Raw genomic sequence first — 21,600 nt, 5'->3', positions numbered from 1 at the left:
GAGGTGCTGGACCGGCATCTGCACCACCTGCCACCAGCCCCTTCCCAGCAGGACACACACAACACCAAGATCAAGACAGACCTAACGGAGTCCTAAAAGGATTCACCGCAGAAACGATCACGACAGACCACACGGACGTGACCCGTCGAAACCAGCGTCGTTCCGGCACCACGACACGCCCCGCCCGGAGACGAAGCCATAGGGCCGGGCAGGGTGCGCCCCGGTCGGCACCATGGCGTCCACCGCCTCTCAAGAGCCTGTTCTGAACCTCCGCTCGGAGCGGCGGGACCATGTCCCGATGTAGGGGGAGGGCGAAGCCCCTGGAACCGCACCAGTCGCGCAGTTTGGCATCGGTGCCACAGGGGGCTTTCGGCAGTGCTTGTCGCTGCCACCATCTGGCTTCGACAGCGTTAATCGGCTTCGTTCGACGGTGGGATTCGGCCCCACTCGGCGATCTTTCGGGCATGATCTGCCAATGGAACCTGGCCCCACCCAAGTCGCGCGGCATGCTGATCCGACATGCCGGGCCCGACGACGGGGCATGGCGACGGGGCGGGGAGGATCGAGTTGATCGTCTGGGTGAACGGTGCGTTCGGCAGCGGTAAGAGCACGCTGGCGGACGAGTTGCGTCCGCGCTGGCCCGAGGCGCTGGTCTTTGACCCGGAGATGATCGGCTATGTCCTGCGGCAGATCGTGGAGGTGCCGACCGGTGATTTCCAGGATCTGCGGCTGTGGCGGCGACAGGTCGCCGGCCTGGCGGTGGGTCTGGTCGAGGAGTACCACCGCCCGGTCCTGATCCCGATGACCCTGGTCGACCCCGGGTATGCCAGTGAGATCTTCAGCGCGCTGAAGGACGCGGGCATCACCGTTCACCACTTCTTCCTCAAGGTCTCCCGGGAGGTCCTGGAGAAGCGGATCGACGGACGGAGCTTCACGCCGCACGACCCCGAGCAGGACGAGCGGGTCCGGCGCTGGTGCAAGGGCAGGATCGGATCGTGCATGGCCGTGGCTGACACCCTGCCCAGCGACACCGTGTTCCTGGACGGCGAGCTGACGCCGCATGAGTTGGCCGACCAGGTGCTGAACCGTATCGGAGCGGGTCCGAGCCGGTAAGGCATCCGGTCTGGTGATGGCGGTGATGGCCTGCGGGCATCCGCCGTCTTGATGGATCTTGGCATGGGGTGGCGGGACCACCGGCGGGTGATCAACGCGGTAGCCCAAGGGCCCCCTCTTCCACGACACGGTCACCGTCGCCGCGATCCGGCTCTGGGTCCACCCGTAGGGTCCAGCCGTGGCTTATCGCATGACCGGACGGTTGGCAGCGGTGTACTCGTCCGCCACGTTGAAGACGCTGGCACAGCCCGGGCATTCCGCATCACCGAACAGATAGGCAATGCCATCGGCGAGGACCTCCTGCCCATCGGTGGTGGTCCGGGCCGCCGCTGTGCACCTGTACCGGTGCCTGCGCGTCCTTGGCTACGGGCGGTTGGAGCTCTGTCGGTGTCAGCGCACCGTCACTGTGTCGCCAGGTGACGTCACCCGGGCAGTGGTCGTGGTCCCGGGGAAGTACCAGCGCCAGGTGCCGGAGGCGTTCGCGATGACGGTGGTGCGGAGCTTGCCTGCCGCATCGGTCACCACCGTCTTCACGGTGCTGTAGGACGACGAACCCGTCTTCTTGTACTGGAGCTTGACGTCCTGGGCGCCGTAGCCGTGGTACTTGAGGTCCTCCCAGTTCGCCCGGGTCAGCGAACCGGTGACCGTCAGCTTGCCGCCCTTGGCAACGGGCTCCGGCGAGGCGTCCGTGACGAGCTTCGACGCCCTCTGCACCTTGAACCGGGCGATGTCGTCCGAGATCCAGTAGTCGCCGTCGTTCGCCTTGACGGTGGCGTTGACCTGGTAGACACCCGCTGAAGCGTTCCCGCCGTTGTCGGCCATGTATACCGGGACGAACCGCATCGTCGCCGTGCACACCGATGTCGTCGAGGACGACTTCGTGCAGCTCGTGCCGGTCCACTCCGCATCGCCCGATCCATTGTTCACGGAGAACGCCGCCAGGTGGGTCACGCCCTTGACTCCGGAGTCGTCCCTGATCGTCATCACGATCGGGAACTCGATCGTCTTCGACGTCCCGACGACGACGTTGGTGCCATGATCGACAACGGTCTTCACGACCCGGATGTCCCCCCTGCCCTCCGCATGGGCCGTGGTTGCCGCCGCCACGCTCACCGCCGTGACCACAGCGGCAGCACTCCAGACACCTGCTCTGCGCATGTCCCCTCCCCCTCGTTCTGCGCGATTACCGGCCCGGCCCTCTCGGCCGACGGCTCCTGACACGCGCGGACCGCAGAGCATATCCGGGCACGCGCCAGGGGCCCCTAGGCTAGACCGCCTGTATCTGCTGCTGTACGTCATAGGCACGCCGATCAGGCTCGCGGTCACGGTGCTCGTACTCTTCCTCGTCACGCTGGTGTTCGCTCTCCCGGCACTCCTCGCCCGTGGGATCGGCGCGCTCGAACGGGGCATCCTCAACCTGCTCATGCCGTCCCGTCGCTGCGCGCTGCGGGAGCGGCGACAGGCTCTTGAGCGGCAGCGCAGGATGCGTGGGCGGTCGGACCGGGTTGCACGGCTGGTCGACGAGCACGGCCACGAGGAAGCGTTCCGCCTGCTCCGGGAGGAGTACCGCGCCGAAATGGCCGCACGCGAGGAAGCGATACGCGCCAAGCTCCGCGACCGCGACGGACCACCACCAGGTCCCCACCGGTATCCGCCGGCGGGGACGCCACACAACCTCGAACGGTGAGAGAAGCCGTGACGGAGCGGGCGCTGCCGGATGGTCAGTACCCCTGCGCCGTTCCGGCACCGGCAGCTCACGAGCAAACGGGAATGCCGCGCACGGCTACACCATTCCACCCTCGACAGCCAGGTTCCGGACGCCCGCCGACGTCACCGCGTTCCTCGCGAACAGCAGCCCCGCAGGGATCAAATCAGCATGTTGATTCTCTGCGAGCCCTTATTCCGCGCGGTGTGGTTTGTGGCGGGCGACCTGGAGGCGGACCTCGGCGGGCATGTCAAGGAGGCCGGTGGATCGACGAGCGGTCCGGAGCGGGCCTTCGCACAGAGCGTCGAGAGCGGCGCCGGGGGCGCCGTGAGGGGTGAGGGTGAGCCTGACGCGGGTGCGGGGATGGGCTGGTCGGCCGGTGATGTGTACAGCCGCATGCTCGACCTCCGGCAGGGCACCGGCGTCGGTCGCGATCGCGTCGCCGAGCGCCCGGTCGCGCAGTTCGACGCCCTCCTGCGGGGGTGTGCCGCCGACGGTCAGCGCTCCGGGACGGCATCGGCTCAGCTGGGCGAGCAGCCACCACAGGGCGAGCAGGGCGGCGAGGACAAGGACGGCGATGACCGCAGGCCACCACCACCAGCCCTGGCTGCTCCAGCGGGTCCGGTCGGCGGAGCGAAGCAGGACATCGTCCGGGGTGGTCAGGGGCCATCCGCCAGGCGGGACCAGATCGTATCGCCGGTAGAGGTCGAGCCCGGCGAAGAGGATCAGCAGGCCGCCGCCGAGCAGGACCACTCCACCGAGGGTCAGCAGGCTGCGGTTCATTGCGGATCGCGGTGTCATGGTGCGGACTCCGGTGCTGTCTTCGGTCAGTGGGTGCGTTGCCGCACCCGCACGATGATGCGGGGAGGACGAGCGAGGGCCAGCCGGTCGCGTTCCTCGTCGAGGACGGCGGTGAGGTCCTCCTTCACCTGCCGGGGTTCGCGGAAGCGGACGTCCGCGCGGGCTTTGATGCGGTGACGGCGCACCCGGATGCGCGCGGCGCCGACTCCGGGAACCCGCATGGCGGCGTCGCGCAGCAGGTCGGCGGCGCCGTCGCGGTCCAGGGAGGCCCGCAGCCGGGGGCAGTCGGCGGAGGAGCGCAGGGGTAGCCAGTGGCGTAGGCCGGGGGTGAGGGCCAGGACGATCAGCCAGACACCGAGGGCGGCGGCCACGGCGGCTCCGGTGAGCATCCACACGTCGTCCACGGAGCGGGTGGCCAGTGCGTCGGCCAGGTGACGTCGCCAGGCTGCTGCCGGGCGTCCCGCCCGTACGGCGATGACGTCGACGAGCGCCGCGACCGCCGCCACGAGGATCACCGAGGCGACCAGGGCTGCTGGGATGCCGCGCGCGGACCACGGGCGGCGGGTCCGGTGCCCTCTGCCCCGCTCCTCGGCCGTGCGGTCCGGGTTGGGTGCGTCCTGTTCGGGTGGATCGGGCTCCTTCGTCAGCGGCACTGTGGCCCGGTGCGCGGACGGCGCGGAGCCACGGCCGGGAAAGCCGGGTTCGGATGTCATCGCGGGCCCCCTTCCTGCACAGCGTGCCGGGCGCCCCGGGCCACCTGGACGCTCACCGGACCCGCCCGCGGCTCGCGTCGACGGCGGTCACCAGCCGCCGGACAGTGAGAGTGACCTCTCCCACCCGCAAGCCGGTCAGCTGGGCCACCCGTTCGGCGACGTCCTGCTGGATCCGCTCGCAGACACCGGGGATGTCGGTGGGGTAGGGCAGGTCCATGGTCAGATGCAGGCGCACCGTCCCAAAACGGACGGCGGCGGAGGCGCTCGGCACCACCGGTGCGCTCCGCTCGGGCGGAACGGCGGCGCGCCGTGACTGCGCCGTGCGTGCGGCCCGGGCGGCGATACGGGCGACCACCCTGTCCGGGATGACGGTGGCGCCCCGCTCGGCCGGGGGCGGCAGGCCGATGGCAGGCGCCGGTGGGGCCGGGCCCGACCCCTCGCCGGGGGAACCGGGCCGGGTCTTCACCGCTGCCTCCGTACCCGGAGGTCGAGGTCGCCCTGCATGGCGAGGCCGACGATCAGCCCCGCCGCACCCAGGACCAGCACCAGCAGAAATGCCCAGAAGCCGCCGAAGTAACCGGCGAAGCCCAGGGCCATGCCGGCCGCGAGGCCCGTCGTTGCTGCGTTCATCTTGCACTCACCCGTCTCGCGAACGTACGTCGCCGTTCGCGCGATCACCCGCGCCCGCCCGGGGTGCGGCGGTGGATCACCTCACGCGGCTCTGGTCCGGTTCGGCTTCTTCCTCCTCGTCGGGCAGGTGGACGTCATCGACGGCGATGTTCACCTCGACGACCTCCAGGCCCGTCATCCGCTCCACGGCGCTGATCACATTGGTACGTACGTCGCCGGCGACGTCGACGATGGAGACGCCGTACTCGACGACGACGTCCAGATCCACGGCGGCCTGCTGCTCGCCGACCTCGACCTTCACTCCCCGCGTGACGGCTCCGCCTCCGGCCCCGCCGGGAACGCGGTCCCGCACGGCGCCGAAGGCGCGGGCCATGCCCGCCCCGAGGTTGTGGATGCCTGGTACCTCGCGGGCCGCCATGCCCGCGATCTTGGCCACCACGCCATCCGCAATGGTGGTCTTCCCCCGTGTCTCGGCCGGAGCCCCGGCCCCGGTAGGACCCTTCAACGCGCTCACGCCCGCATCGGGCCGGCTGCCTCCGCCGACGCTGGTGATGTTGTCCGTCATGACGGTCGCCTCGATCGGTTCCGGACACCGGTGTGGCGCCCTTCGAGGGTTGGACATATCGGTCGGCGCATCTCTCACACATATCGAATGTGATATGCATCACAAATGACCTCTCGGGGTACCCGGACGGCCGGGGCCCTGCGCGGGAGCGCCATGATCGAACGCACTGCTTTCCCACCACTGGGATGCGACCTGCCGGACGGACTCCTGGCCGTACGGGCGGTCGAGGGAGACGAAGACGCCTTCGCCGTTCTCGTCCAGCGGCACGGCCGGCCCCTCCTTTCTCTGGCCCACGGCATGCTCGGCAACCCCCAAGACGCCGAGGACGCCGTTCAGGACGCCTTCGTGAGCGCTTGGCGGCGACTGCCGGAATACCGCCACAGCGCGGAGTTCCGCACCTGGATGTACCGGATCACCGTCAACCGCTGCCTGACCATGCTCCGACGACGGCCGCCGCTCCTCTTGCTGGACACGGTCGCCGAGCCCGCGGCGGAAGACGTTTGGAGCCAGCCCGCCCGGTCCGCCGAGCAGGACATGGCCTCCGCCGCCCTGTCCCGCGCGCTCGGCGATCTGAACGCCGGGCAGCGGCTCTGCTGGATCCTGCGGGAGGTGCAGGGCCTGTCCTACAAGGAGATCGCCCACGTGACACGGACCAGCGAGCAGACAGTACGCGGCAGACTGTTCAGGGCACGCCGATCCCTGCAGGAGGCGATGGGCCCATGGCGCTAGACGACCCGCACGCGCGAGCTTTCGAATCCACGGAAGCCAACGGACCTCCTACCGGCCCGGCCACCGACACACCCCCGTTCGCAGGTGATGAGGTGCTGCCCTGCGGCCGCCTGCTCAGCCGGGTCTGGGAGCAGGCGCGGGACGCGGCACCGGCCGCCGACCCGCACGCCGTCTCCTGTCCTCACTGCCGCGATGCCGTCGAGGGGCTGGCCGCGGTGGACGCGGCCACCCTGGCGCTGCGCGCCGAGGACACTCCCGGCCTCCATGCACTCGCCGACCGCGTCATGAACATCGTCAAGGCGGAAGTACGGCTCGGGCGGCTGCTGCCCCTGGCCGACCCGGACCGGGATCTGCGGATCACCGAGAACGCCGCGGCGAGGGTACTGCGGCAGGCGGCGGACACGATTCCCGGTGCGAGGGCCGCGGGCTGCCGGCTCGTACCCGAGGGCGAAGGTGCCGACGTGCGGGTGGCCATGACCCTGGCCGCTACGCTGGACCGCCCGCTGCCCGACCGGGTCCATGAGGTGCGCCGAGCTGTTCTTCACTCGGCCGAACAGGCCCTGGGCCTTGCCCTGACTACCGTCGACATCACCGTGGTCGACGTCCTGGAGCCGGATCTGCCCCTCCGCCCCGGCGTCACGACGGGCGGCGGTGCGTGATGACCGCCATCCGCACGGCCACGCTCCTCGGCGTCGCGGCCGAGGCAGCCCTCGCGGTTCCCGGCGTGGCAGGCCTGCAACCCCGCCTCTCCCATCGCCTCGCGGCAGCCGCCGCGCCCAACCAGACGGACGCCACGCCGCACCGATCCCCCGAGGCAGGCATCCGCGCCGACCGGGCGCCGGACGGTTCGGGGTGGCACATCGAGGTGCGCTGCGTCCTGGCCGAGGGCCGGCGGGCGCTGGACATCGCCCAGAACGTCCACGACCGGGTGGAGGCCGTCGTCCTCTCCCACCTCGCAGCCCACGATGCCGCGGAGCGGGTCACCGTCGAGGTCGTCGTGACCCGTATCGCCGACCGCCCAGGCTTCCCGGCAGGGCTTGGTCAGATTCAGTCGTAAGTGGCGTGCCCGCTGGCCTGTGCGGGGGTCTGTCAAAGACCGTACAGACCCCCGCTCGGTGAACGTCGTGGAAGTCCGCCAGCCCCTGCGGAACGATCAGCGGCCCGGCGCCGGCTCGGACGCGGGTACTGCCGACAGCGCCCAAGGACAGCTCCGGCAGTCCGGCTCAGGGTCCGTGCGACGGGAGGCCGGCTGGGAGCAGACAGGATCGGAGGTGACGGTCATCGCGTACCGCACCTCCCAGTCTCCGTTCCTGACCGTTGGTTTCGCATCCAGCCCCGCCCCAGACTCTGCGCCGCCGCATCGCTCTACACCCTGGACGCCGTTGGCCGGCCGCAAAACGTCCAGCGGTCGGGCAAGATCTTTTGCCCGGGAGGTGGCGGCGGTCTACTACCGCCGCCCCACCCTGTACGACGAGCGACAGCAGCGTGGAGGAGAAGGTCGGCGCCCGCCGTGCCGCACCTGCGGGTTCTTCCAGTCGGGTTCGTCACTGTCGAACTGCGTGATGAGCGTCGGGAGACGGGCGACTCACCTCCGCTCGCGCAGAGAGGACTTCTTGACCTCGAAGCCGACCGACACAATGTCCGGCTCACCTCCGCCCGGGCGGAGGTGAGCCGGAGCATCATGGCCGAGGCCAAGTACTGCAACGGTGCTTGCCGTGACTGATGGCCAGGTCACGGGCCATGTCCGGCGATCTCAGAATCGCCGCACTCCTGCGTGACCGAGCCAGATCCGATGAGGACTCGGCCGTGCGCGAGGCAGCGCTCGAGGCGCTCGCCGCCGGCTGGCAAGGCGATCCGCACACCGCGCACCACTCCTGCGCGAGTGTGCTCTCACCGACGACAGCCAGACCGCGCAGCGCAAGGCGGTTCGCGCCCTGTGCGCCGGATGGCCCGACGACACCCATGCAGTCCTGCACCACCATCTCGACGCCGGGCACCGGAACGCGAAGGTTCGCTACGTCGCCCTGACGGAACTGGCCGCCGGCTGGCCCGACGGCCCCGCCACGGCGTCCGCCCTCGTCCGGCACGCTACGGACGACGCGGCCGCCTCCATGCGGAAGGCCGCCGTCGCCGCGCTGGGAGCCAACGTGGCGGCTCTCAAGGCCGCCTGGCGCGCGCTGGTGTCAAGTGGCGTCGGCTCCCTCGTCCCGCCCGTCCCGGTCGACCGGGACCAGGGAACCGGGTGCAGCACCTACGGGGGACGGGTGCTGGCAGGCCTCCGCCCGGCGGTATCTCGCCCGCCGGGGCCCACTGCTGTCCAAGATCAAGTGCTTAGCGCCAACGGCCCCACCAGTACCGAGCCCGCTACCACTCCTCACCCGGCCGCTACGTCGGCAAGGACTGCTTGGTCGCCTTCGACGCAAACCTCTACTCGGTGTCGGCCCGCAAGATCCGCCCGCGTCAGCTGGTGGAACTCAGTGGGTAGGAAGTTTCCCGTCCTTGAGGATTTGCAGGCCGAGTTGGTCTGTGGCCTCGGGCGGGCCGTTCAGACGGTGCACAAGCACCCAGCGGCCGTCGGGCATGGCGCCCGCGAAGACGGATGCATCGCGGGTGGCGCCGTTGTGCCACAGCAGGGGGCCGGCTGTCTGCCAGGCAAGACCGGGGCCGCCGAGGCTGCGCTCGATGAGCAGGCCGACGACCAAGTCAGCCGCGGCGCGCGGGGTGGCCCACAATCCTCCGGCGGGGAGGATCGCGCCAGACATGGTCCATGGGCGGCGCTGCCTGCGCAGCCGGCCCGGAGCGAGCAGGCGCCGCTCAGGGGGTGGGTCGGCCATGACGTCACCGATGCCCAACGGGGCTAGCACGTATGTGTGCACGAGTTCTTCATACGGTGCGTCACCGGCCACAGTGAGGGCGCGGCCCAGGACGGCGTAGCCGAGATTGGAGTACTCCTCGTGTTGCCCCGGAATCCCATGGATGAGCGTGTTGAGGCGCCCCAGCAGCGAGTCCAGGGCGTGGTCGTCGAAGGACTTGTAGGGGTCGTGGCGCGAGATTTTGGGGGGCAGCCGCGGCAGCCCTGAAGTGTGCCGTGCGAGATGGCGCAGCGTGATGCGGCTGCCGGGCGGTATGGGCAGCCAGCGCTCCAAGAGATCGTCGCTGTGCAGCAGGCCCGTCTCCTCCATGCGCTGCAGGACAGTGCTGGTGAGAACTTTGGTGAGGGAGCCGATCTCGACGAAGCGGTCTGCGGCGTGACCGCCGCTGATCCGGGCGGGTTCCGATTTGCTCAGGATGCAGGTGGGCGTGCGACGCATGATGGGAGGGTGGTCTTTCAGGTGTGGGAGGCGGGCAAGGGGCAGGCTGTGGTGCCGCCGGGCAGCCGATGCCGGTTGCGAGCCACCCATCGGTAGAGATAGCGGGCGCTAGGACGCCAGGGCTGTTGCAAAGTCTCGTGATCTTGGATTGTTGCTGAGCAGGTGAGGTTCAGGAGGTCGAGCGGGCGGCGGAAAGGTTCGCAGGACATCTCGCGGAGGCCGGCCGCGATGTTCGCGTAGCCCGCCGCGCGGAGCTGGTTGAAGCCGCCGGGGCGGGCGTTTGCCGGCTCGCGGTCCACGGGAAAGGCCGTGATGGTCACCGGGAAGCGGCCGGGACGTTGATGTCGGCTGTCGGCTCGTCTGCGGCCCTTGCCGCCGGGTGCGCCTTGGTGAGGGTGCAGACGCCGTCCGCACACTGGCGCTCCAGACGGCCGCGGGAAATGGTCTGCGCCAGGCCGACCATCCAGCAGGTGGGGCAGCCGCGGAAGGCGATCAGGGCCAATGGGGCCGCCAGCAGGGTGGCCGGGCCGGCGATGGGCACCAGGCCGATCGAGCCGATGATCAGTCCGAAGCCGATGGCGCCGCGCGCCAGGTGGCGAGGGACGGACTTGCTGGCGAAGTTCATCTCGGGCGCCACGGACTGTGTCGTGACCCGGGCCTTCGCCCCCTGCGCGGGCTTCACGGTGTTCACGGTCATGAGTCTCCTCCGACTGGTTGGTCGATGACTTGATCGGTCGCTGTCAGTGAGTGGCGCAGAGCTGCACGTGCTCTGTGCAGCCGCGATTTCATCGCGGCGTTGCTCAGACCGAGCGAATGGGCGACGGTCTTGCCAGGCAGGCCCTGTACGTCCCGCATGATCAGGACCTGCCGCTGGTCACGGGGAAGGGCACAGACCGCCGCCGCGACCCGCTCCACCTCCAGCCTGTGCAGCACCGCGTCCTCGGCGGACGGTTCCGCGGACGCCTCCGGTTCGGCCGACGCATCGTCGCCCCGCGAGACGAGCAGCCGTACCTGCCGGAGGCATTCGTTGCGCACAATCCGGAACATCCATGAGGCAAGCGCGCCAGTGGCCCGCAAGGTGCCGATCTTCCGGTAGAGGATGATCAGCGCCTCCTGCGCCGCGTCCTCCGCGTCCTGCGGTGACGCGCACAGCGACATGGCGAACTTGCGCACATGAGGCTGCGATTTCATGACGACGGTGGTGAGCGAAGTGACGTCGCCGTCCTGAGCAGCCTTGATCAGCCGCTCGTCCGGCCAGGGGAAGCGTTGGTTCATGTGCTACTCATCCCCGGAAGGAGCCCCGTGCGCAGGCGCCGGCCGGCTTCGGCTCTTGTAGCGCCGCATCAAGTGCCAGCTGCACGCGCCCACGAGCAGGGATCCGATCACTACGAGGCTAGTGATCATCATTGGTGTTTCCTCCCGGTTCCGCCGGCCCGTTCGGCCGGTACACAAATAAGAGGCGGGGAGGTCCGGAAAGGATTCACCTCCCAGCGCTGTTGCAAAGTCTCGTGATCCTGGATTGTTGCTGATCAGGTGAGGTTCAGGAGGTCGAGCGGGCGGCGGAACGGCTTCTGCGCTGCTCCCTGTGTCGCAAGCTCTTCGGCCACGTCTCGGCCGGGCGGGTAGGGTCACGCGCATGTGGGAGGGGCTGGAAGCGGTCGACTGGGCAGGTCTGGAACACAACTACGGGTCTGCCGAGGACGTGCCCGGGCTGCTGCAACGATGTGCAGGACCGAATCCGAAGGACGCGGAGGAGGCAGCGTTCGAGTTGCTCAACCTGCTGTTCCACCAGGGCGGTTGGATCTGCCCCGCTGTCCCGGCCACGCTGCCCTTTCTGCTCCGTCTGGCTGCCGCCCCGCATGTGCCGAGCCGTCGCGCGGTGCTGGAACTGGTCGCGAGGCTGGCAGCGGAGGCCGGGCAGGTCACCGAGAGGTTTCTCGATCCCGACTGGGAGCCGACGTGGGAACGGGTGCTGCCCGACGTGCTGGCTCTGCTGGCCGATCCCGCGCCCGAGATCCGGCGCGCCGCAGCCGACATATCCGGTGCCTGCGCCAGCCCCGGTGCGCTCCTGCTGCCCTCGCTCCTGCGGTGTTGGCGGGCGGAGAGTGATCTGGTGACCCGCCTTGACCTGGTCCTCGCACTCGGCCAGGCGGTCCGGCGGGAGCCGGCCGGTGACAGGTCCGGCGAGGTCAGCACCCTCCTCCACACGTTGCTCGACTCCCCCGAGCCTCAGCTTCCTTTGGCAGCGGTGCATGCGCTCGCGGCCGGCGACTCGGGCCTCGCGGCGAGGCGGCTGGAGCTCGTGCTGGACGCGGTTCGTGATCCGAGTGTGGAGTTGTGGCAGCGCACCAGCTCGGTGGAAAGCGGGGCGCGAGGTGTACAGCACTGGACGGCGGCGCTGTTCACAGGCACGTCCTCCGCCTTCACGCTGGGCCTGCTGGCCGATCACCCCGACGAAGAGCAGCGGATCGGAGGCCTGGCGCAGGCGGGCGGGCTGCTGTCGCAGTGGCGCTCCCCGGTCGATGCACTGCTGCCGGCCATCGTGGCGCGGCTGGACGATCCGGTCGCCGAGGTGCGCTACCGGGCGGCCGAGCTGCTGGCCTGCCTCGGTCCGTCAGCCGCGGCCCATGCCGACGCGGTCGCCGGGATGCTCGGCGACACCGCCGCCCGGACGACACGCAAGGGAGAGACGGTCGCCGAGGCGGCCCTGTGGGCGCTTGCTCGGATGAACGATCCACGCTGCGTACCGGGCCTGGCCGAGCGCGTGGTCGGCGCCCGCTCCGGCTTCGCATCGGCCGCCGCCTTCCACGGCAGCGCCCGCGACGCCTTCCACCACCCGGGCCTCCCCGCCCACCACGAGATACTCGTTCGCCTTCCGGACCACGCGGAGCTATTGCTGCCGGCGATCTGCGACCGACTCGGCACCACCACGGACATCCAACTGCTCAATCACCTCTGCGAAGTGCTCGCCGCCTGGGGACCTGCTGCGAAGGCAGCAGTGCCGCAGCTGCTCGACCTGCTGAGGGACAACCAGAGGTGGACCGCGGCGGCGACAGCCCTGGCCGGGATCGGGATGGCAGGCAACGGAGGACGTGAACTGCTACTGGCCCGGTCGATCGCCGCAGGCGCAGACGCGGAACTCGCCGCGTGGGCGTACTGGCAGGTCGGCGGGGAGCCGGACCCGGCCTTGAAGGTGCTGGGGCCTGCCGCCACTGGGGGCCGCTTCCCCCACCCCGCCTTGCGCAAGCTGGCCGACCTCGGCCCCCACGCCGTCAACTTCGCGGACCAACTCCGGACGATGATCGGTGCCGCCGACCCCTGGACCAGCGTCGAGGCCGCCCACGCCCTGTGGGCCGCGACCGGCGACACCGAGAGCACCGTCCCGGCCCTCCTGGAGGCCGTGCGGAACCTGGCCGAGGGTACCTACCTACCGGTCATGCTCCCCGCGGTGCGCTATCTCACCCGGATCGGCCACGCTGCCCAGCCCGCCGCTCATCTCTTGCGCGACCTGCCTACAAGTGACCGGCGTTTTCACTACTTCGGCGGGTGGCGCGCCTTCTGCGAAGACGAGTCCATTCGCATTGCCGTCGACGAGTTGCTCAGCGCAACCGACTGACTGCTCAGTCACATCGGCCGCTACTCGTGCAGGTCCCTCGGTACCTCGCCGCTAAGGTTTCCCGGCGCCGGTTCGGCGGGCGCGGCGCCGGCCGCCTACCGCGCCCGCCGGGCCCGCCGGGCCCGCGGCGAGGGCGACCCCGACGGGTACGGCAGGTGTTCACGTTTCGTGCGGGCGCAGGCCCTGCTCGGCACGCTGGTAATCGCGTGCCGACTCGATCTGTGAGCGAATCCAGTCGCTGTACAGCGCGTCGGGATCGCCGTCCGGCGTCGCCAGGCTCAGGAGTGTGGCGACCTGGGAGGCCAGGACGGTGGCCACCTCTGCGCTTCCCTCGGGCCCGCGCGTCAGGAGCAGAGTCCGCATGTCGTCATCGATTCGGTCGATCACGGCGTCGTCCATCAGGAGGCTGAGCCCGTCCACCAGGAAGCGGCGGACCAGCGCCACGGCGTCACCGAGAGGCTGATCGACCCGGAACTCCTGTCGGGCTGCGCGGCTGGCCTCGAGGATGGCGGGAGAAGGCGGGCGTCGGGTCTCCGGGATGAGCCCCTGCTCCGTCCATTCCTCGTACGGCGGCGGTCCGGCGGCGTCGCGCCGGGCCCGGTGGTGGTCGGTGGGGTAGCCGGAGGCGGAGCGGCAGGCGCGGCCGGCGCCCGCGCTGCAGGTGGGACACTCCACGCACCGGAACCAGGCACGGACCCGATCAGACAATTCCCCTGAGTGGAACTGGGGCCGCCAGTGTCCCCAGCTTTCCTGCTGCGTCACGATTCCCCCGTCGCGGTTGCCCACTCATCCTCGCGGACGTCGGCCGCCTCGCGGCGGGGGTTGCCGGTCCCCGCCGTGAAGGGCTACCGCGTCCGCTACACACTTGCCACGAGGCTGGTGAACGAGCTGGTCGAGGCCACCGACGAGATGGAGGCCGTCGACACGCTCGCGGCGGTCACAGCTGCCTGTGCGGCCTGGGACGCCTCGCGCCGACGGCGCCACTGAACTTCGTACTCGTCACCAGTGAGGCCCGTCCTGGCCCCGGGCGACTTCATCTCCCTGGTCGTGCCGGTGGTGGTGTTGCGCACGCTCCTGCTCAGCGGATCGGACCAGGGCGAGAGGCCGGGATCAGGCGGCGTCGACGACGCCGGAGGCCGCGATCTCGACCTTGCCCTTGGGGGCACCGGACTGCGAGCCCAGGGCCTCGATCTGGTCGACGAGCTCCTGGCCCTCGACGACCTCGCCGAAGACGACGTGCTTGCCGTCGAGCCAGGGGGTGAGGACGGTGGTGATGAAGAACTGCGAGCCGTTGGTGTTGCGGCCGGCGTTCGCCATCGACAGCAGGTACTTGCGGTCGTGCTTCAGCTTGAAGTTCTCGTCCTCGAACTTCTCGCCGTAGATGCTCTTGCCACCGGTGCCGTTGTGGTTGGTGAAGTCACCGCCCTGCAGCATGAACTGGGGGATGATGCGGTGGAAGCCCGAACCGGCGTAGCCATAGCCGTTCTGGCCGGTGGCCAGCTCACGGAAGTTGCGCGCGGTCTTCGGGACGACCTCGTCGAACAGGTTGAAGACGATACGGCCAGCAGCGGAGCCGTTGATGCTGATATCGAAGTAGACGTTGCTCATGGGGCTCATCCTGTCACCCCTGATGCCGGGCACGCCGAACGGGCCCGGCATCACCAGACATGCAGGACGAGGCGAGCACCGGGCGCGACGCGGTCATACAGCTGGGCGCGGCCACACCCGGGCCCAGTGAACCCCGTACTCGGTAGGCGTGGCGAAGCCGTCGCAGCACAGACAGGTACCGCGCTCGGCGACAGGCCCTATACCGATCCGGCAACCCAGACAGCGCAACAGTTCCCCCTGGCATCAGTCCAGTTCCAGGGGCTTCCCGCAAGTTGCCCAAGTGCGCAATGCCGTGCGGTCCACCAGGGCGATACCGTACCTCGCCGCTGCCGCCTCCGCGTCCTGAGTGAAGCGTGCGTTCGTCACCATGATCGGATGGGTGGCCCGGTGGTCCGGCCTGGCCGTTCCGTTGAACGTCTGCACCTCGGGCGATCCGATCTTGGCGGACGGTGTCCTTCGGAGTTTGCACTGCACAACAATCCGTTCACCGTTCCCTCCGGTGGCGATGACGTCCGCGCCCCTGTCACCGGCACCCCCGTACGCGCGCTGCACCACGTATCCGTCGCGTTCCAGGAGCGAGGCGATGAGCGTTTCAAACTCCCGGCCCGTGAGGTCGCGTATCTCCTCAAGGGAGATGCTGGCGCTGCTCTGGAGGTACTCCTGCCGTTGCTGTTCTTCCGCATCCAGCTGCTGCAACTCGTCCTGGTGGGTTTCCGAAGCACAGGCGTAGCGTGCCCGCGCCCGTTTCAGCTCCTCAAGCAGCTCGCCCAACGGGGCGGCCTTGGCCGAGGGAAACTGCGTGCGCCGCTCCCTCATCAGTCGGCCGAGGTCCATCATGACGTCATGACGCGCCTGTTCGCACCGCTGGACGGCCTTGTCCGTTACGGACACCAGCTCGCGCAGGTCCCCCTTGAGAATCATTTCTGCCGCGCAGCGCCCGTAGCGCACGGTGTCCTGTGGTGCCGTCACATCCTTGAGGGTCCGGATGGCCTTCTCACAGCGGGCGAGTTCGGCTTTCACCTCCTCGCCCAGCCCACGCCAGTCAGCCAGGAGCTCCTCCGCCAGACGCCCTTCCGTCATCCACGCGAACGCGGCCTCCAGGTCCACAGACGTCGCCTGCTCAAGGGCCGACTCCAGCACACTCCGCACCGTGCGCTCCGGCGACGGCCGGACCGAATCCGCGGAAGGTTCCAGCAAGCTCATACGAACAGCCTAGAAGCAAACACTGACACACCAGGGCCTGCGCTCCCACGATGAGCGCCTGGTCGAACAGCTGGCCTCGCGCGCCCTGTCCCGGGGCCGGCACGAGCGCAAGATGCACGTGAAGCGTGACGAGGAGGGCCCGACCGTCGGCGCCGACGGCGAGGACCAGGAGCAGAAGAACACCGACGGCACTGCGGAGTCCGCGCTGCTCTGGCCGAGGGGCGGTGCGTGAGCCACGGGCGCTCTTGCCGTCGACGGCCAGGGTGTCGGCCCCGGCAGGATCGGTACCGAGCAGGTCCGAGAGCCCGCCCGGGCATACGGGCGTTCAGGACACGGCGGATGGTCGCCGCGCTCGGCGCGACACAGGCGCTGAACGCGGTCGTGGTACGGGCGCCGAGGCGGGCGAGGGTGTCCTGCGGGGCGCTGCGGGCCCCTGCCCGATCGCAGCAAGCGAGCGCACTCCGGCCAACCACCCATGTTCGCAAGCCTGTTGGAGTCCCCGCGTCCAGGTCAGCACTGCTCACACGGGCGGCGAGCTGACACGCTCCCGCTTCGAGCCAGACCGTCCGCAGCCCACCCTTACGCACGTGGTGGGGCGGGTCGGCGATCGGGGTCGGTGACCGCCCCGACCGCTTGGTGAGACCTTGGCGGACACGCGTGTGTACCCCCCTCCCGAAAAGGCGCCGCCCCATCCGCCCGCTTCCACGCGACGGACCTGCCCTCCGGCCGCGTAGAGCAGACGACGGATTCACCCACGGAGGGGACTGCACAGTGACAGCGCGTGCACTCAAGGGGGCACTGAGGGGTGCCAGGGCTACGGCGATCGCGGCGGCGGCGATGGCCGTCCTGACCGCGTCGCAGGCGCCGGGGGCAGTCTCGGCCGAGGCCGCGGAGCCCGCGCGGAAGGCGGCTCCCGCCGAGCACGGCCCCAGCGTGTCCGGCAACACCCCGTACCGCACCGGACTTCCCCCGCTGCGGACACGGAAGAACGGCTCGGCACCGGGAGCGACGGGCGGCGGCGCCCTGCCCGCGAGCGCGTTCGCCGCGTACCGGCGTGCCGAGGAAGAGCTGGCGCGCAGCGAGCCCGGCTGCCGGCTGCACTGGCAGCTACTGGCCGCGATCGGCCAGGTGGAGTCCGGGCAGGCATGGGGCGGCCGGGTGACCCCGGACGGTACGACCGTGACGCCCATCCTCGGCCCGCGGCTGACCGGCGGCGCCTTCGCCGTCGTGCCGGACACCGACGGCGGCGCGTACGACGGCGACACGGTGTACGACCGCGCGGTCGGCCCGATGCAGTTCATCCCGTCCACCTGGGCCCGCTGGGGCGCGGACGGCAACGGCGACGGACGGTCGGACCCGAACAACGTCTACGACGCGGCGCTCGCCGCCGGCCGCTACCTGTGCGCGGGCGGCCGGGACCTGTCGCACCCCGCCGACCTGGACCGGGCGATCCTGGGCTACAACCACTCGGACGCCTATCTGCGCACCGTCAAGGCCTGGTACGCGTACTACCTGACCGGACACCGCGTGGTGCCGGACGCGTCCGCCGGATCCCCGTCGGACCGGCTAAAGCCGTCCCGCCCGCAGAGGCCGAAGCCCTCGCCGTCGAAGCCCTCGGACGACCGGAAGCCGAGCCCTGGTCCCTCGCGCACGCCGTCCGCGCCGCCCGCCTCACCCTCCCCCAGCCCGTCCCGTACGGCCGGCGTCCCGAAGGCGTCCGGGACGCCGCTGGTCCCCGTCCCCGAGCCGACTCTCACGCTGCCCGGCGGCGGCGTGCTGCCCGACGCCGGGCCGCTGACCATCGGCAACGGCTAGAACACGATGGGCGTCTCCCCCTCCACAACCACGACTACTCGGCGGTAGTGTCGCCGCCCGCCGGGAGCACAGGACCGGCGGGTGAGTGCGAAGGGGCCCTCATGGCGACGGACATACCTGCGGACACGGACATACCTGCGGACACAGCGGCCGCCGAGGAGCGTTGGCAGCGCATGTGGAGCCATCGTGAGCAGCTGCTCAAGGTGGCCCGACGACGCTCCATGAGCCAGGAGGACGCCGAGGACGCCGTGCATGAGGCGATGCTGCGGGCCGCGGAACGCCCGGACCTCGACGACGAGCGACTCGGCGCCTGGCTGACGAAGGTGACGATGCGGCTGTGCGTCGACCGGTACCGGCAGGTCAACCGCGAGGCCGAGGTGGGCAGCCGCCCCACGCTCGTCGCGCCGGGCCCGGTACCCGTCGAGGAGGCGGTGTGCGACCGGGCCGAGGCGAAGTGGCTCGCCGTGCGCAGCGGAGAGCTGCCCGCCCGGCAGGCGGAGGCGCTCCGGCTGAAGTCCGAGGACCTGGACGTGAGCCAGGTCGCGGTGCGGATGGGGCTCAGCTATCGGACCGTCGAGTCGCTGCTCGCCCGGGCCCGGCGGACGCTGCGCGCCTCGCTGGCCGGGACGCTCGGGCTGGTGCTGTTCCTGGTCGGGCGCGGGCGGCTGCGCGGGGGCGGCAAGGTCCAGGTGGTCGCGGTGACCTCGACGGCGGCGACCCTGGCGGTGGCGGGGTTCGTGCTGCCGTACGCGCTCAATGCGGGCGGAAACGGGAACGGTCCGGCGCCGCGGCCGGCCGCGTCCAACGCGCAGGTCCGGCTCAGCGACGCCACGGGCCGGGGACGCACCCCCAAGACGCGCACCTCCTCGCCCCCGGCGCGCGAGGCCCGGAGTCGGACGCCCTCACCCACCGGGAGAACGGCCCTGCCGCTGCCGGTCCCTGTGCCGTCCCTGCCGGACGTTCCCTCGTCCCCACTGCCGGGGCTTTCGGCGCCGCAGGTGCCCGGCGTGCCGAAGGTGCCGGACCTGCCGACGAGGTCGGCCGCCTCGTCGGTCCCGTCGCTTCCCCCGGCCTCGGCGGTACCGGCCGCTCCGTTCTCCGCCCCTGTCCCTGCCCCGAGGACGCCTTCGCGCACGCCGTCGCCGAAGCTGCCGTAGCACGCCGTAAACGCGTCCGAAAAAAATCCCGGTCGCCGCGACGGACGCCCCGCGCCTCCCCGTAGAGCAGATGTCGGAGCTGCTCCACGGGCGAAGGGTGGAACCGGATGGGTGTCGAGATCTGTGTGGAAGGACTGACCAAGTCCTTCGGCCACCAGGTCATCTGGCAGGACGTCTCGCTGACTCTGCCTGCCGGGGAGGTCTCGGTGATGCTCGGCCCCTCGGGGACGGGCAAATCGGTGTTCCTCAAGACGCTCGTGGGGCTGCTGAAGCCGGAGCGCGGCTCCATCACGATCCAGGGCCGGGACATCACCAAGCTCCGTGAGCACGACCTGTACGAGGTGCGGAAGCTTTTCGGCGTGCTGTTCCAGGACGGCGCGCTGTTCGGCTCCATGAACCTGTACGACAACATCGCCTTCCCGCTGCGCGAGCACACCCGCAAGTCCGAGAGCGAGGTCCGGCGCATCGTGCTGGAGAAGATGGACATGGTCGGGCTGATCGGCGCCGAGGGGAAGCTGCCCGGCGAGATCTCCGGCGGTATGCGCAAGCGTGCCGGGCTCGCCCGCGCCCTGGTCCTCGACCCGGAGATCATCCTGTTCGACGAGCCGGACTCGGGCCTGGACCCGGTCCGCGTGGCCTACCTCAACCAGCTCATCGTCGACCTCAATGCCCAGATCGACGCGACCTTCCTGATCGTCACCCACGACATCGCCTCGGCCCGCCAGGTCCCGGACAACATCGGGCTGCTGTTCCGGCGCGAGCTGGTGATGTTCGGGCCTCGCGAGGAACTGCTGACCAGTGACGAGCCCGTCGTACGGCAGTTCCTGAACGGCCGGATGCAGGGGCCGATCGGCATGGCGGAGGAGAAGGACGCGGCCCAGGTCGAGCAGGAGCTGGCCCAGATCGACGAGGGTCCACGAGTCCGGGACCTGACTCCCCGCCTGCTGCCCGGCCCCGGCATCACCCGCCCGCCCCGCTGGGAGGCGATCGCGAGACGCGAGGCAGAGCTGCACGGGACGGGGGTGAGCAGCGCATGAGGCTCTCCCCGACAGGTGCGCTCCGACACTCGGGCAACCTCTTCGCGATGGCGCTGGACGTCGTCCGGACCCTGCCCCGACGGCCCTTCCAGGCACGGGAGTTCATCCAGCAGGCGTGGTTCGTGGCGAGCGTCACCATTCTGCCGACGGCGCTGGTCTCGATCCCCTTCGGGGCGGTCATCGCGCTGCAGATCGGCAGCCTGACCCGGCAGTTGGGCGCGGAGTCCTTCTCCGGTGCCGCGTCCGTGCTCGCGGTGCTGCGCGAAGCCTCGCCGATCGTCACCGCGCTGCTGATCGCGGGCGCAGGCGGCACGGCGATCTGTGCGGATCTCGGGGCGCGCAAGATCCGGGACGAGATCGACGCGATGCAGGTGCTCGGCATCGACCCGATACACAGGCTCGTCGTACCGCGCGTGCTGGCGTCGATGGTCGTGGCCGTGCTGCTCAACGGCCTCGTCTCGGTCGTCGGCGTTGCGGGCGGCTACTTCTTCAACGTCGTCCTCCAGCACGGGACGCCCGGCGCCTACCTGGCGTCCTTCACCACCCTCGCCCAGCTGTCCGACCTGTGGGCGGCGGAGATCAAGGCGCTCGTGTTCGGGGCCATCGCGGCGATCGTCGCCTCGTACAAGGGGCTGACGGCACAGGGTGGTCCGAAGGGCGTGGGCGATGCCGTCAACGAGTCCGTAGTGATCACCTTCATGTTGCTGTTCGTGACCAACTTCGTGATGACCGCGGTGTACTTCCAGGTCGTCCCGCAGAGGGGTTAGCCGATGAGACCTCGGAAAGTCCTCGATCGCCCCTTGCGCTCACTCGAAGAGCTGGGCGCCCAACTGTCCTTCTACGGGCGCTCGCTCGCATGGACGGGCCGCACCCTGCGCCGCTACAAGAAGGAGATCCTGCGGCTGCTCGCCGAGGTGAGCTTCGGGCGCGGCGCGCTCGCCGTCGTCGGCGGCACGGTCGGCGTGATCGCGTTCCTGTCCTTCTTCACCGGCACCGAGGTCGGCCTCCAGGGCTACGCGGCCCTCAACCAGCTCGGCACCTCCAACTTCGTGGCGTTCCTGTCGGCGTACTTCAACACCCGGGAGATCGCCCCGCTGGTGGCCGGGCTCGCCCTGTCCGCGACGGTCGGCGCCGGGTTCACCGCGCAGCTCGGTGCGATGCGGATCAGCGAGGAGACCGACGCGCTGGAGGTGATGGGCGTCCCGTCGCTGCCGTTCCTGGTGACGTCGAGGATGATCGCCGGCTTCGTCGCGGTGATCCCGCTGTACGTGATCGGGCTGCTGTCCTCGTACCTGGCCGCCCGCACCATCACCACCAGCTACTACGGGCAGTCGACGGGCACGTACGACCACTACTTCCACCAGTACCTGCCGCCTGTCGACGTGTTCTGGTCCTTCGGCAAGGTGATCGTCTTCGCCGTGCTGATCATCCTGGTGCACTGCTACTACGGCTACCACGCGAGCGGCGGCCCGGCGGGCGTCGGCGTCGCGGTGGGCCGTGCGGTGCGGACCTCGATCGTCGCCATCAACGTCCTGGACTTCTTCCTGAGCCTCGCGATCTGGGGCGCCACCACGACCGTACGGATAGCGGGGTGAGA

At 70.0% G+C, this 21,600-nt stretch carries 24 protein-coding genes and 3 pseudogenes; 13 read left to right on the top strand and 14 right to left on the bottom strand.

The window, feature by feature from the left end:
• Nucleotides 1-567: 567 nt before the first annotated feature.
• The gene (locus ACWD3E_RS39070) at nucleotides 568-1,113 is read left to right on the top strand and encodes an AAA family ATPase (protein WP_451392243.1); all 546 of its coding nucleotides are present in this window, start codon (nucleotides 568-570) and stop codon (nucleotides 1,111-1,113) included.
• Nucleotides 1,114-1,503: 390 nt separating this feature from the next.
• On the opposite strand, the gene ACWD3E_RS39065 is transcribed toward ACWD3E_RS39070, so the two are convergent.
• From ACWD3E_RS39065 to ACWD3E_RS39035, 7 genes are all read right to left on the bottom strand, one after another.
• A complete protein-coding gene (locus ACWD3E_RS39065; protein ID WP_451392240.1) occupies nucleotides 1,504-2,271 on the bottom strand; it encodes a hypothetical protein in 768 nt (255 codons plus the stop codon).
• A 109-nt stretch (nucleotides 2,272-2,380) separates the two neighbouring features.
• Entirely contained in the window at nucleotides 2,381-2,758 is a 378-nt protein-coding gene (locus ACWD3E_RS39060) for a hypothetical protein (RefSeq protein ID WP_451392244.1), read from the bottom strand.
• A 252-nt stretch (nucleotides 2,759-3,010) separates the two neighbouring features.
• Nucleotides 3,011-3,619, bottom strand: coding sequence for an alkaline shock response membrane anchor protein AmaP (locus ACWD3E_RS39055; protein WP_451392239.1), 609 nt, complete (start codon nucleotides 3,617-3,619; stop codon nucleotides 3,011-3,013).
• Nucleotides 3,620-3,645: 26 nt separating this feature from the next.
• On the bottom strand, nucleotides 3,646-4,332 hold the full coding sequence (locus tag ACWD3E_RS39050) for a DUF6286 domain-containing protein (RefSeq protein WP_451392238.1): 687 nt from the start codon (nucleotides 4,330-4,332) through the stop codon (nucleotides 3,646-3,648).
• 52 nt (nucleotides 4,333-4,384) lie between these two features.
• Nucleotides 4,385-4,798 (bottom strand): Asp23/Gls24 family envelope stress response protein, encoded by a 414-nt coding sequence (locus tag ACWD3E_RS39045; RefSeq protein ID WP_451392237.1) that lies wholly within the window; start codon nucleotides 4,796-4,798, stop codon nucleotides 4,385-4,387.
• Complete coding sequence (locus tag ACWD3E_RS39040; protein ID WP_451392236.1) at nucleotides 4,795-4,962, bottom strand: hypothetical protein; 168 nt, start codon at nucleotides 4,960-4,962, stop codon at nucleotides 4,795-4,797. Before ACWD3E_RS39040 ends, ACWD3E_RS39045 begins: the two co-directional genes overlap by 4 nt.
• Before the next feature lie 76 nt (nucleotides 4,963-5,038).
• Entirely contained in the window at nucleotides 5,039-5,527 is a 489-nt protein-coding gene (locus ACWD3E_RS39035) for an Asp23/Gls24 family envelope stress response protein (RefSeq protein ID WP_451392235.1), read from the bottom strand.
• A 153-nt stretch (nucleotides 5,528-5,680) separates the two neighbouring features.
• On the opposite strand from ACWD3E_RS39035, the gene ACWD3E_RS39030 reads away from it, so the two are divergent.
• The 4 genes and pseudogenes from ACWD3E_RS39030 to ACWD3E_RS39015 form a co-directional block, all read left to right on the top strand.
• A complete protein-coding gene (locus ACWD3E_RS39030) occupies nucleotides 5,681-6,256 on the top strand; it encodes an RNA polymerase sigma factor (RefSeq protein WP_451392234.1) in 576 nt (191 codons plus the stop codon).
• 92 nt (nucleotides 6,257-6,348) lie between these two features.
• Nucleotides 6,349-6,915, top strand: a complete 567-nt coding sequence (locus ACWD3E_RS39025) for a hypothetical protein (RefSeq protein WP_451392233.1) — start codon at nucleotides 6,349-6,351, stop codon at nucleotides 6,913-6,915.
• Nucleotides 6,915-7,313 (top strand): hypothetical protein, encoded by a 399-nt coding sequence (locus ACWD3E_RS39020; protein ID WP_451392232.1) that lies wholly within the window; start codon nucleotides 6,915-6,917, stop codon nucleotides 7,311-7,313. The genes ACWD3E_RS39025 and ACWD3E_RS39020 overlap by 1 nt, the downstream gene beginning before the upstream one ends.
• Before the next feature lie 784 nt (nucleotides 7,314-8,097).
• Nucleotides 8,098-8,385: pseudogene (locus tag ACWD3E_RS39015) on the top strand (HEAT repeat domain-containing protein); the annotation flags it as partial.
• Nucleotides 8,386-8,730: 345 nt separating this feature from the next.
• Here the strand turns inward: ACWD3E_RS39015 and ACWD3E_RS39010 are convergent.
• From ACWD3E_RS39010 to ACWD3E_RS38995, 4 genes are read right to left on the bottom strand one after another with little or no spacing between them, the layout of a single operon-like run.
• Nucleotides 8,731-9,567: a serine hydrolase domain-containing protein gene (locus ACWD3E_RS39010; RefSeq protein ID WP_451392231.1), complete on the bottom strand. Its 837-nt coding sequence runs from the start codon at nucleotides 9,565-9,567 to the stop codon at nucleotides 8,731-8,733.
• A gap of 17 nt (nucleotides 9,568-9,584) precedes the next feature.
• Entirely contained in the window at nucleotides 9,585-9,887 is a 303-nt protein-coding gene (locus ACWD3E_RS39005) for a hypothetical protein (protein WP_451392230.1), read from the bottom strand.
• Nucleotides 9,884-10,264: a hypothetical protein gene (locus ACWD3E_RS39000; protein WP_451392229.1), complete on the bottom strand. Its 381-nt coding sequence runs from the start codon at nucleotides 10,262-10,264 to the stop codon at nucleotides 9,884-9,886. The genes ACWD3E_RS39005 and ACWD3E_RS39000 overlap by 4 nt, the downstream gene beginning before the upstream one ends.
• Nucleotides 10,261-10,842 (bottom strand): RNA polymerase sigma factor, encoded by a 582-nt coding sequence (locus tag ACWD3E_RS38995; protein ID WP_451392228.1) that lies wholly within the window; start codon nucleotides 10,840-10,842, stop codon nucleotides 10,261-10,263. Before ACWD3E_RS38995 ends, ACWD3E_RS39000 begins: the two co-directional genes overlap by 4 nt.
• A gap of 361 nt (nucleotides 10,843-11,203) precedes the next feature.
• Between ACWD3E_RS38995 and ACWD3E_RS38990 the strand changes: the two genes are divergently transcribed.
• Nucleotides 11,204-13,183: a hypothetical protein gene (locus ACWD3E_RS38990; protein WP_451392227.1), complete on the top strand. Its 1,980-nt coding sequence runs from the start codon at nucleotides 11,204-11,206 to the stop codon at nucleotides 13,181-13,183.
• Nucleotides 13,184-13,342: 159 nt separating this feature from the next.
• Here the strand turns inward: ACWD3E_RS38990 and ACWD3E_RS38985 are convergent, their stop codons facing one another.
• Complete coding sequence (locus ACWD3E_RS38985) at nucleotides 13,343-13,945, bottom strand: zinc finger domain-containing protein (RefSeq protein WP_451392226.1); 603 nt, start codon at nucleotides 13,943-13,945, stop codon at nucleotides 13,343-13,345.
• A gap of 72 nt (nucleotides 13,946-14,017) precedes the next feature.
• Here ACWD3E_RS38985 and ACWD3E_RS38980 point away from each other — a divergent pair.
• Nucleotides 14,018-14,116: pseudogene (locus tag ACWD3E_RS38980) on the top strand (IS21-like element helper ATPase IstB); the annotation flags it as partial.
• Nucleotides 14,117-14,293: 177 nt separating this feature from the next.
• Here the strand turns inward: ACWD3E_RS38980 and ACWD3E_RS38975 are convergent.
• Nucleotides 14,294-14,791 (bottom strand): peptidylprolyl isomerase, encoded by a 498-nt coding sequence (locus ACWD3E_RS38975; protein ID WP_451392225.1) that lies wholly within the window; start codon nucleotides 14,789-14,791, stop codon nucleotides 14,294-14,296.
• A gap of 243 nt (nucleotides 14,792-15,034) precedes the next feature.
• Nucleotides 15,035-15,994, bottom strand: a complete 960-nt coding sequence (locus ACWD3E_RS38970) for a restriction endonuclease (protein WP_451392224.1) — start codon at nucleotides 15,992-15,994, stop codon at nucleotides 15,035-15,037.
• Nucleotides 15,995-16,025: 31 nt separating this feature from the next.
• Between ACWD3E_RS38970 and ACWD3E_RS38965 the strand changes: the two are divergent.
• The 6 genes and pseudogenes from ACWD3E_RS38965 to ACWD3E_RS38940 form a co-directional block, all read left to right on the top strand.
• A pseudogene (locus ACWD3E_RS38965) lies at nucleotides 16,026-16,205 on the top strand (hypothetical protein); the annotation flags it as partial.
• 560 nt (nucleotides 16,206-16,765) lie between these two features.
• On the top strand, nucleotides 16,766-17,809 hold the full coding sequence (locus tag ACWD3E_RS38960) for a lytic transglycosylase domain-containing protein (protein ID WP_451392223.1): 1,044 nt from the start codon (nucleotides 16,766-16,768) through the stop codon (nucleotides 17,807-17,809).
• Nucleotides 17,810-17,910: 101 nt separating this feature from the next.
• Complete coding sequence (locus ACWD3E_RS38955) at nucleotides 17,911-18,966, top strand: RNA polymerase sigma factor (protein WP_451392222.1); 1,056 nt, start codon at nucleotides 17,911-17,913, stop codon at nucleotides 18,964-18,966.
• Between the two features lie 107 nt (nucleotides 18,967-19,073).
• On the top strand, nucleotides 19,074-20,003 hold the full coding sequence (locus ACWD3E_RS38950) for an ABC transporter ATP-binding protein (protein WP_451392221.1): 930 nt from the start codon (nucleotides 19,074-19,076) through the stop codon (nucleotides 20,001-20,003).
• Nucleotides 20,000-20,770 carry an MlaE family ABC transporter permease gene (locus ACWD3E_RS38945; protein WP_451392220.1) on the top strand — a complete coding sequence of 257 codons (771 nt, stop codon included), beginning with the start codon at nucleotides 20,000-20,002 and terminating at the stop codon, nucleotides 20,768-20,770. The genes ACWD3E_RS38950 and ACWD3E_RS38945 overlap by 4 nt, the downstream gene beginning before the upstream one ends.
• 3 nt (nucleotides 20,771-20,773) lie before the next feature.
• Nucleotides 20,774-21,598: an MlaE family ABC transporter permease gene (locus ACWD3E_RS38940; protein WP_451392219.1), complete on the top strand. Its 825-nt coding sequence runs from the start codon at nucleotides 20,774-20,776 to the stop codon at nucleotides 21,596-21,598.
• The last annotated feature ends 2 nt before the right edge of the window (nucleotides 21,599-21,600 follow it).

The sequence above is a fragment of the Streptomyces sp. NPDC002676 genome (genome assembly GCF_053592455.1).
Note: the sequence above shows the minus strand (reverse complement) of the source record. Positions and strands in the feature narration are given on the sequence as shown.

What these genes read in the sequence shown, in the direction of transcription:
- ACWD3E_RS39065 (WP_451392240.1), bottom strand. Translation starts at nt 2,271, where the DNA reads ATGCGCAGAGCAGGTGTCTGGAGTGCTGCCGCTGTGGTCACGGCGGTG.
- ACWD3E_RS39055 (WP_451392239.1), bottom strand. Translation starts at nt 3,619, where the DNA reads ATGACACCGCGATCCGCAATGAACCGCAGCCTGCTGACCCTCGGTGGA.
- ACWD3E_RS39050 (WP_451392238.1), bottom strand. Translation starts at nt 4,332, where the DNA reads ATGACATCCGAACCCGGCTTTCCCGGCCGTGGCTCCGCGCCGTCCGCG.
- ACWD3E_RS39040 (WP_451392236.1), bottom strand. Translation starts at nt 4,962, where the DNA reads ATGAACGCAGCAACGACGGGCCTCGCGGCCGGCATGGCCCTGGGCTTC.
- ACWD3E_RS39035 (WP_451392235.1), bottom strand. Translation starts at nt 5,527, where the DNA reads ATGACGGACAACATCACCAGCGTCGGCGGAGGCAGCCGGCCCGATGCG.
- ACWD3E_RS39030 (WP_451392234.1), top strand. Translation starts at nt 5,681, where the DNA reads ATGATCGAACGCACTGCTTTCCCACCACTGGGATGCGACCTGCCGGAC.
- ACWD3E_RS39020 (WP_451392232.1), top strand. Translation starts at nt 6,915, where the DNA reads ATGACCGCCATCCGCACGGCCACGCTCCTCGGCGTCGCGGCCGAGGCA.
- ACWD3E_RS39010 (WP_451392231.1), bottom strand. Translation starts at nt 9,567, where the DNA reads ATGCGTCGCACGCCCACCTGCATCCTGAGCAAATCGGAACCCGCCCGG.
- ACWD3E_RS39000 (WP_451392229.1), bottom strand. Translation starts at nt 10,264, where the DNA reads ATGACCGTGAACACCGTGAAGCCCGCGCAGGGGGCGAAGGCCCGGGTC.
- ACWD3E_RS38995 (WP_451392228.1), bottom strand. Translation starts at nt 10,842, where the DNA reads ATGAACCAACGCTTCCCCTGGCCGGACGAGCGGCTGATCAAGGCTGCT.
- ACWD3E_RS38990 (WP_451392227.1), top strand. Translation starts at nt 11,204, where the DNA reads ATGTGGGAGGGGCTGGAAGCGGTCGACTGGGCAGGTCTGGAACACAAC.
- ACWD3E_RS38975 (WP_451392225.1), bottom strand. Translation starts at nt 14,791, where the DNA reads ATGAGCAACGTCTACTTCGATATCAGCATCAACGGCTCCGCTGCTGGC.
- ACWD3E_RS38970 (WP_451392224.1), bottom strand. Translation starts at nt 15,994, where the DNA reads ATGAGCTTGCTGGAACCTTCCGCGGATTCGGTCCGGCCGTCGCCGGAG.
- ACWD3E_RS38955 (WP_451392222.1), top strand. Translation starts at nt 17,911, where the DNA reads ATGGCGACGGACATACCTGCGGACACGGACATACCTGCGGACACAGCG.
- ACWD3E_RS38950 (WP_451392221.1), top strand. Translation starts at nt 19,074, where the DNA reads ATGGGTGTCGAGATCTGTGTGGAAGGACTGACCAAGTCCTTCGGCCAC.
- ACWD3E_RS38945 (WP_451392220.1), top strand. Translation starts at nt 20,000, where the DNA reads ATGAGGCTCTCCCCGACAGGTGCGCTCCGACACTCGGGCAACCTCTTC.
- ACWD3E_RS38940 (WP_451392219.1), top strand. Translation starts at nt 20,774, where the DNA reads ATGAGACCTCGGAAAGTCCTCGATCGCCCCTTGCGCTCACTCGAAGAG.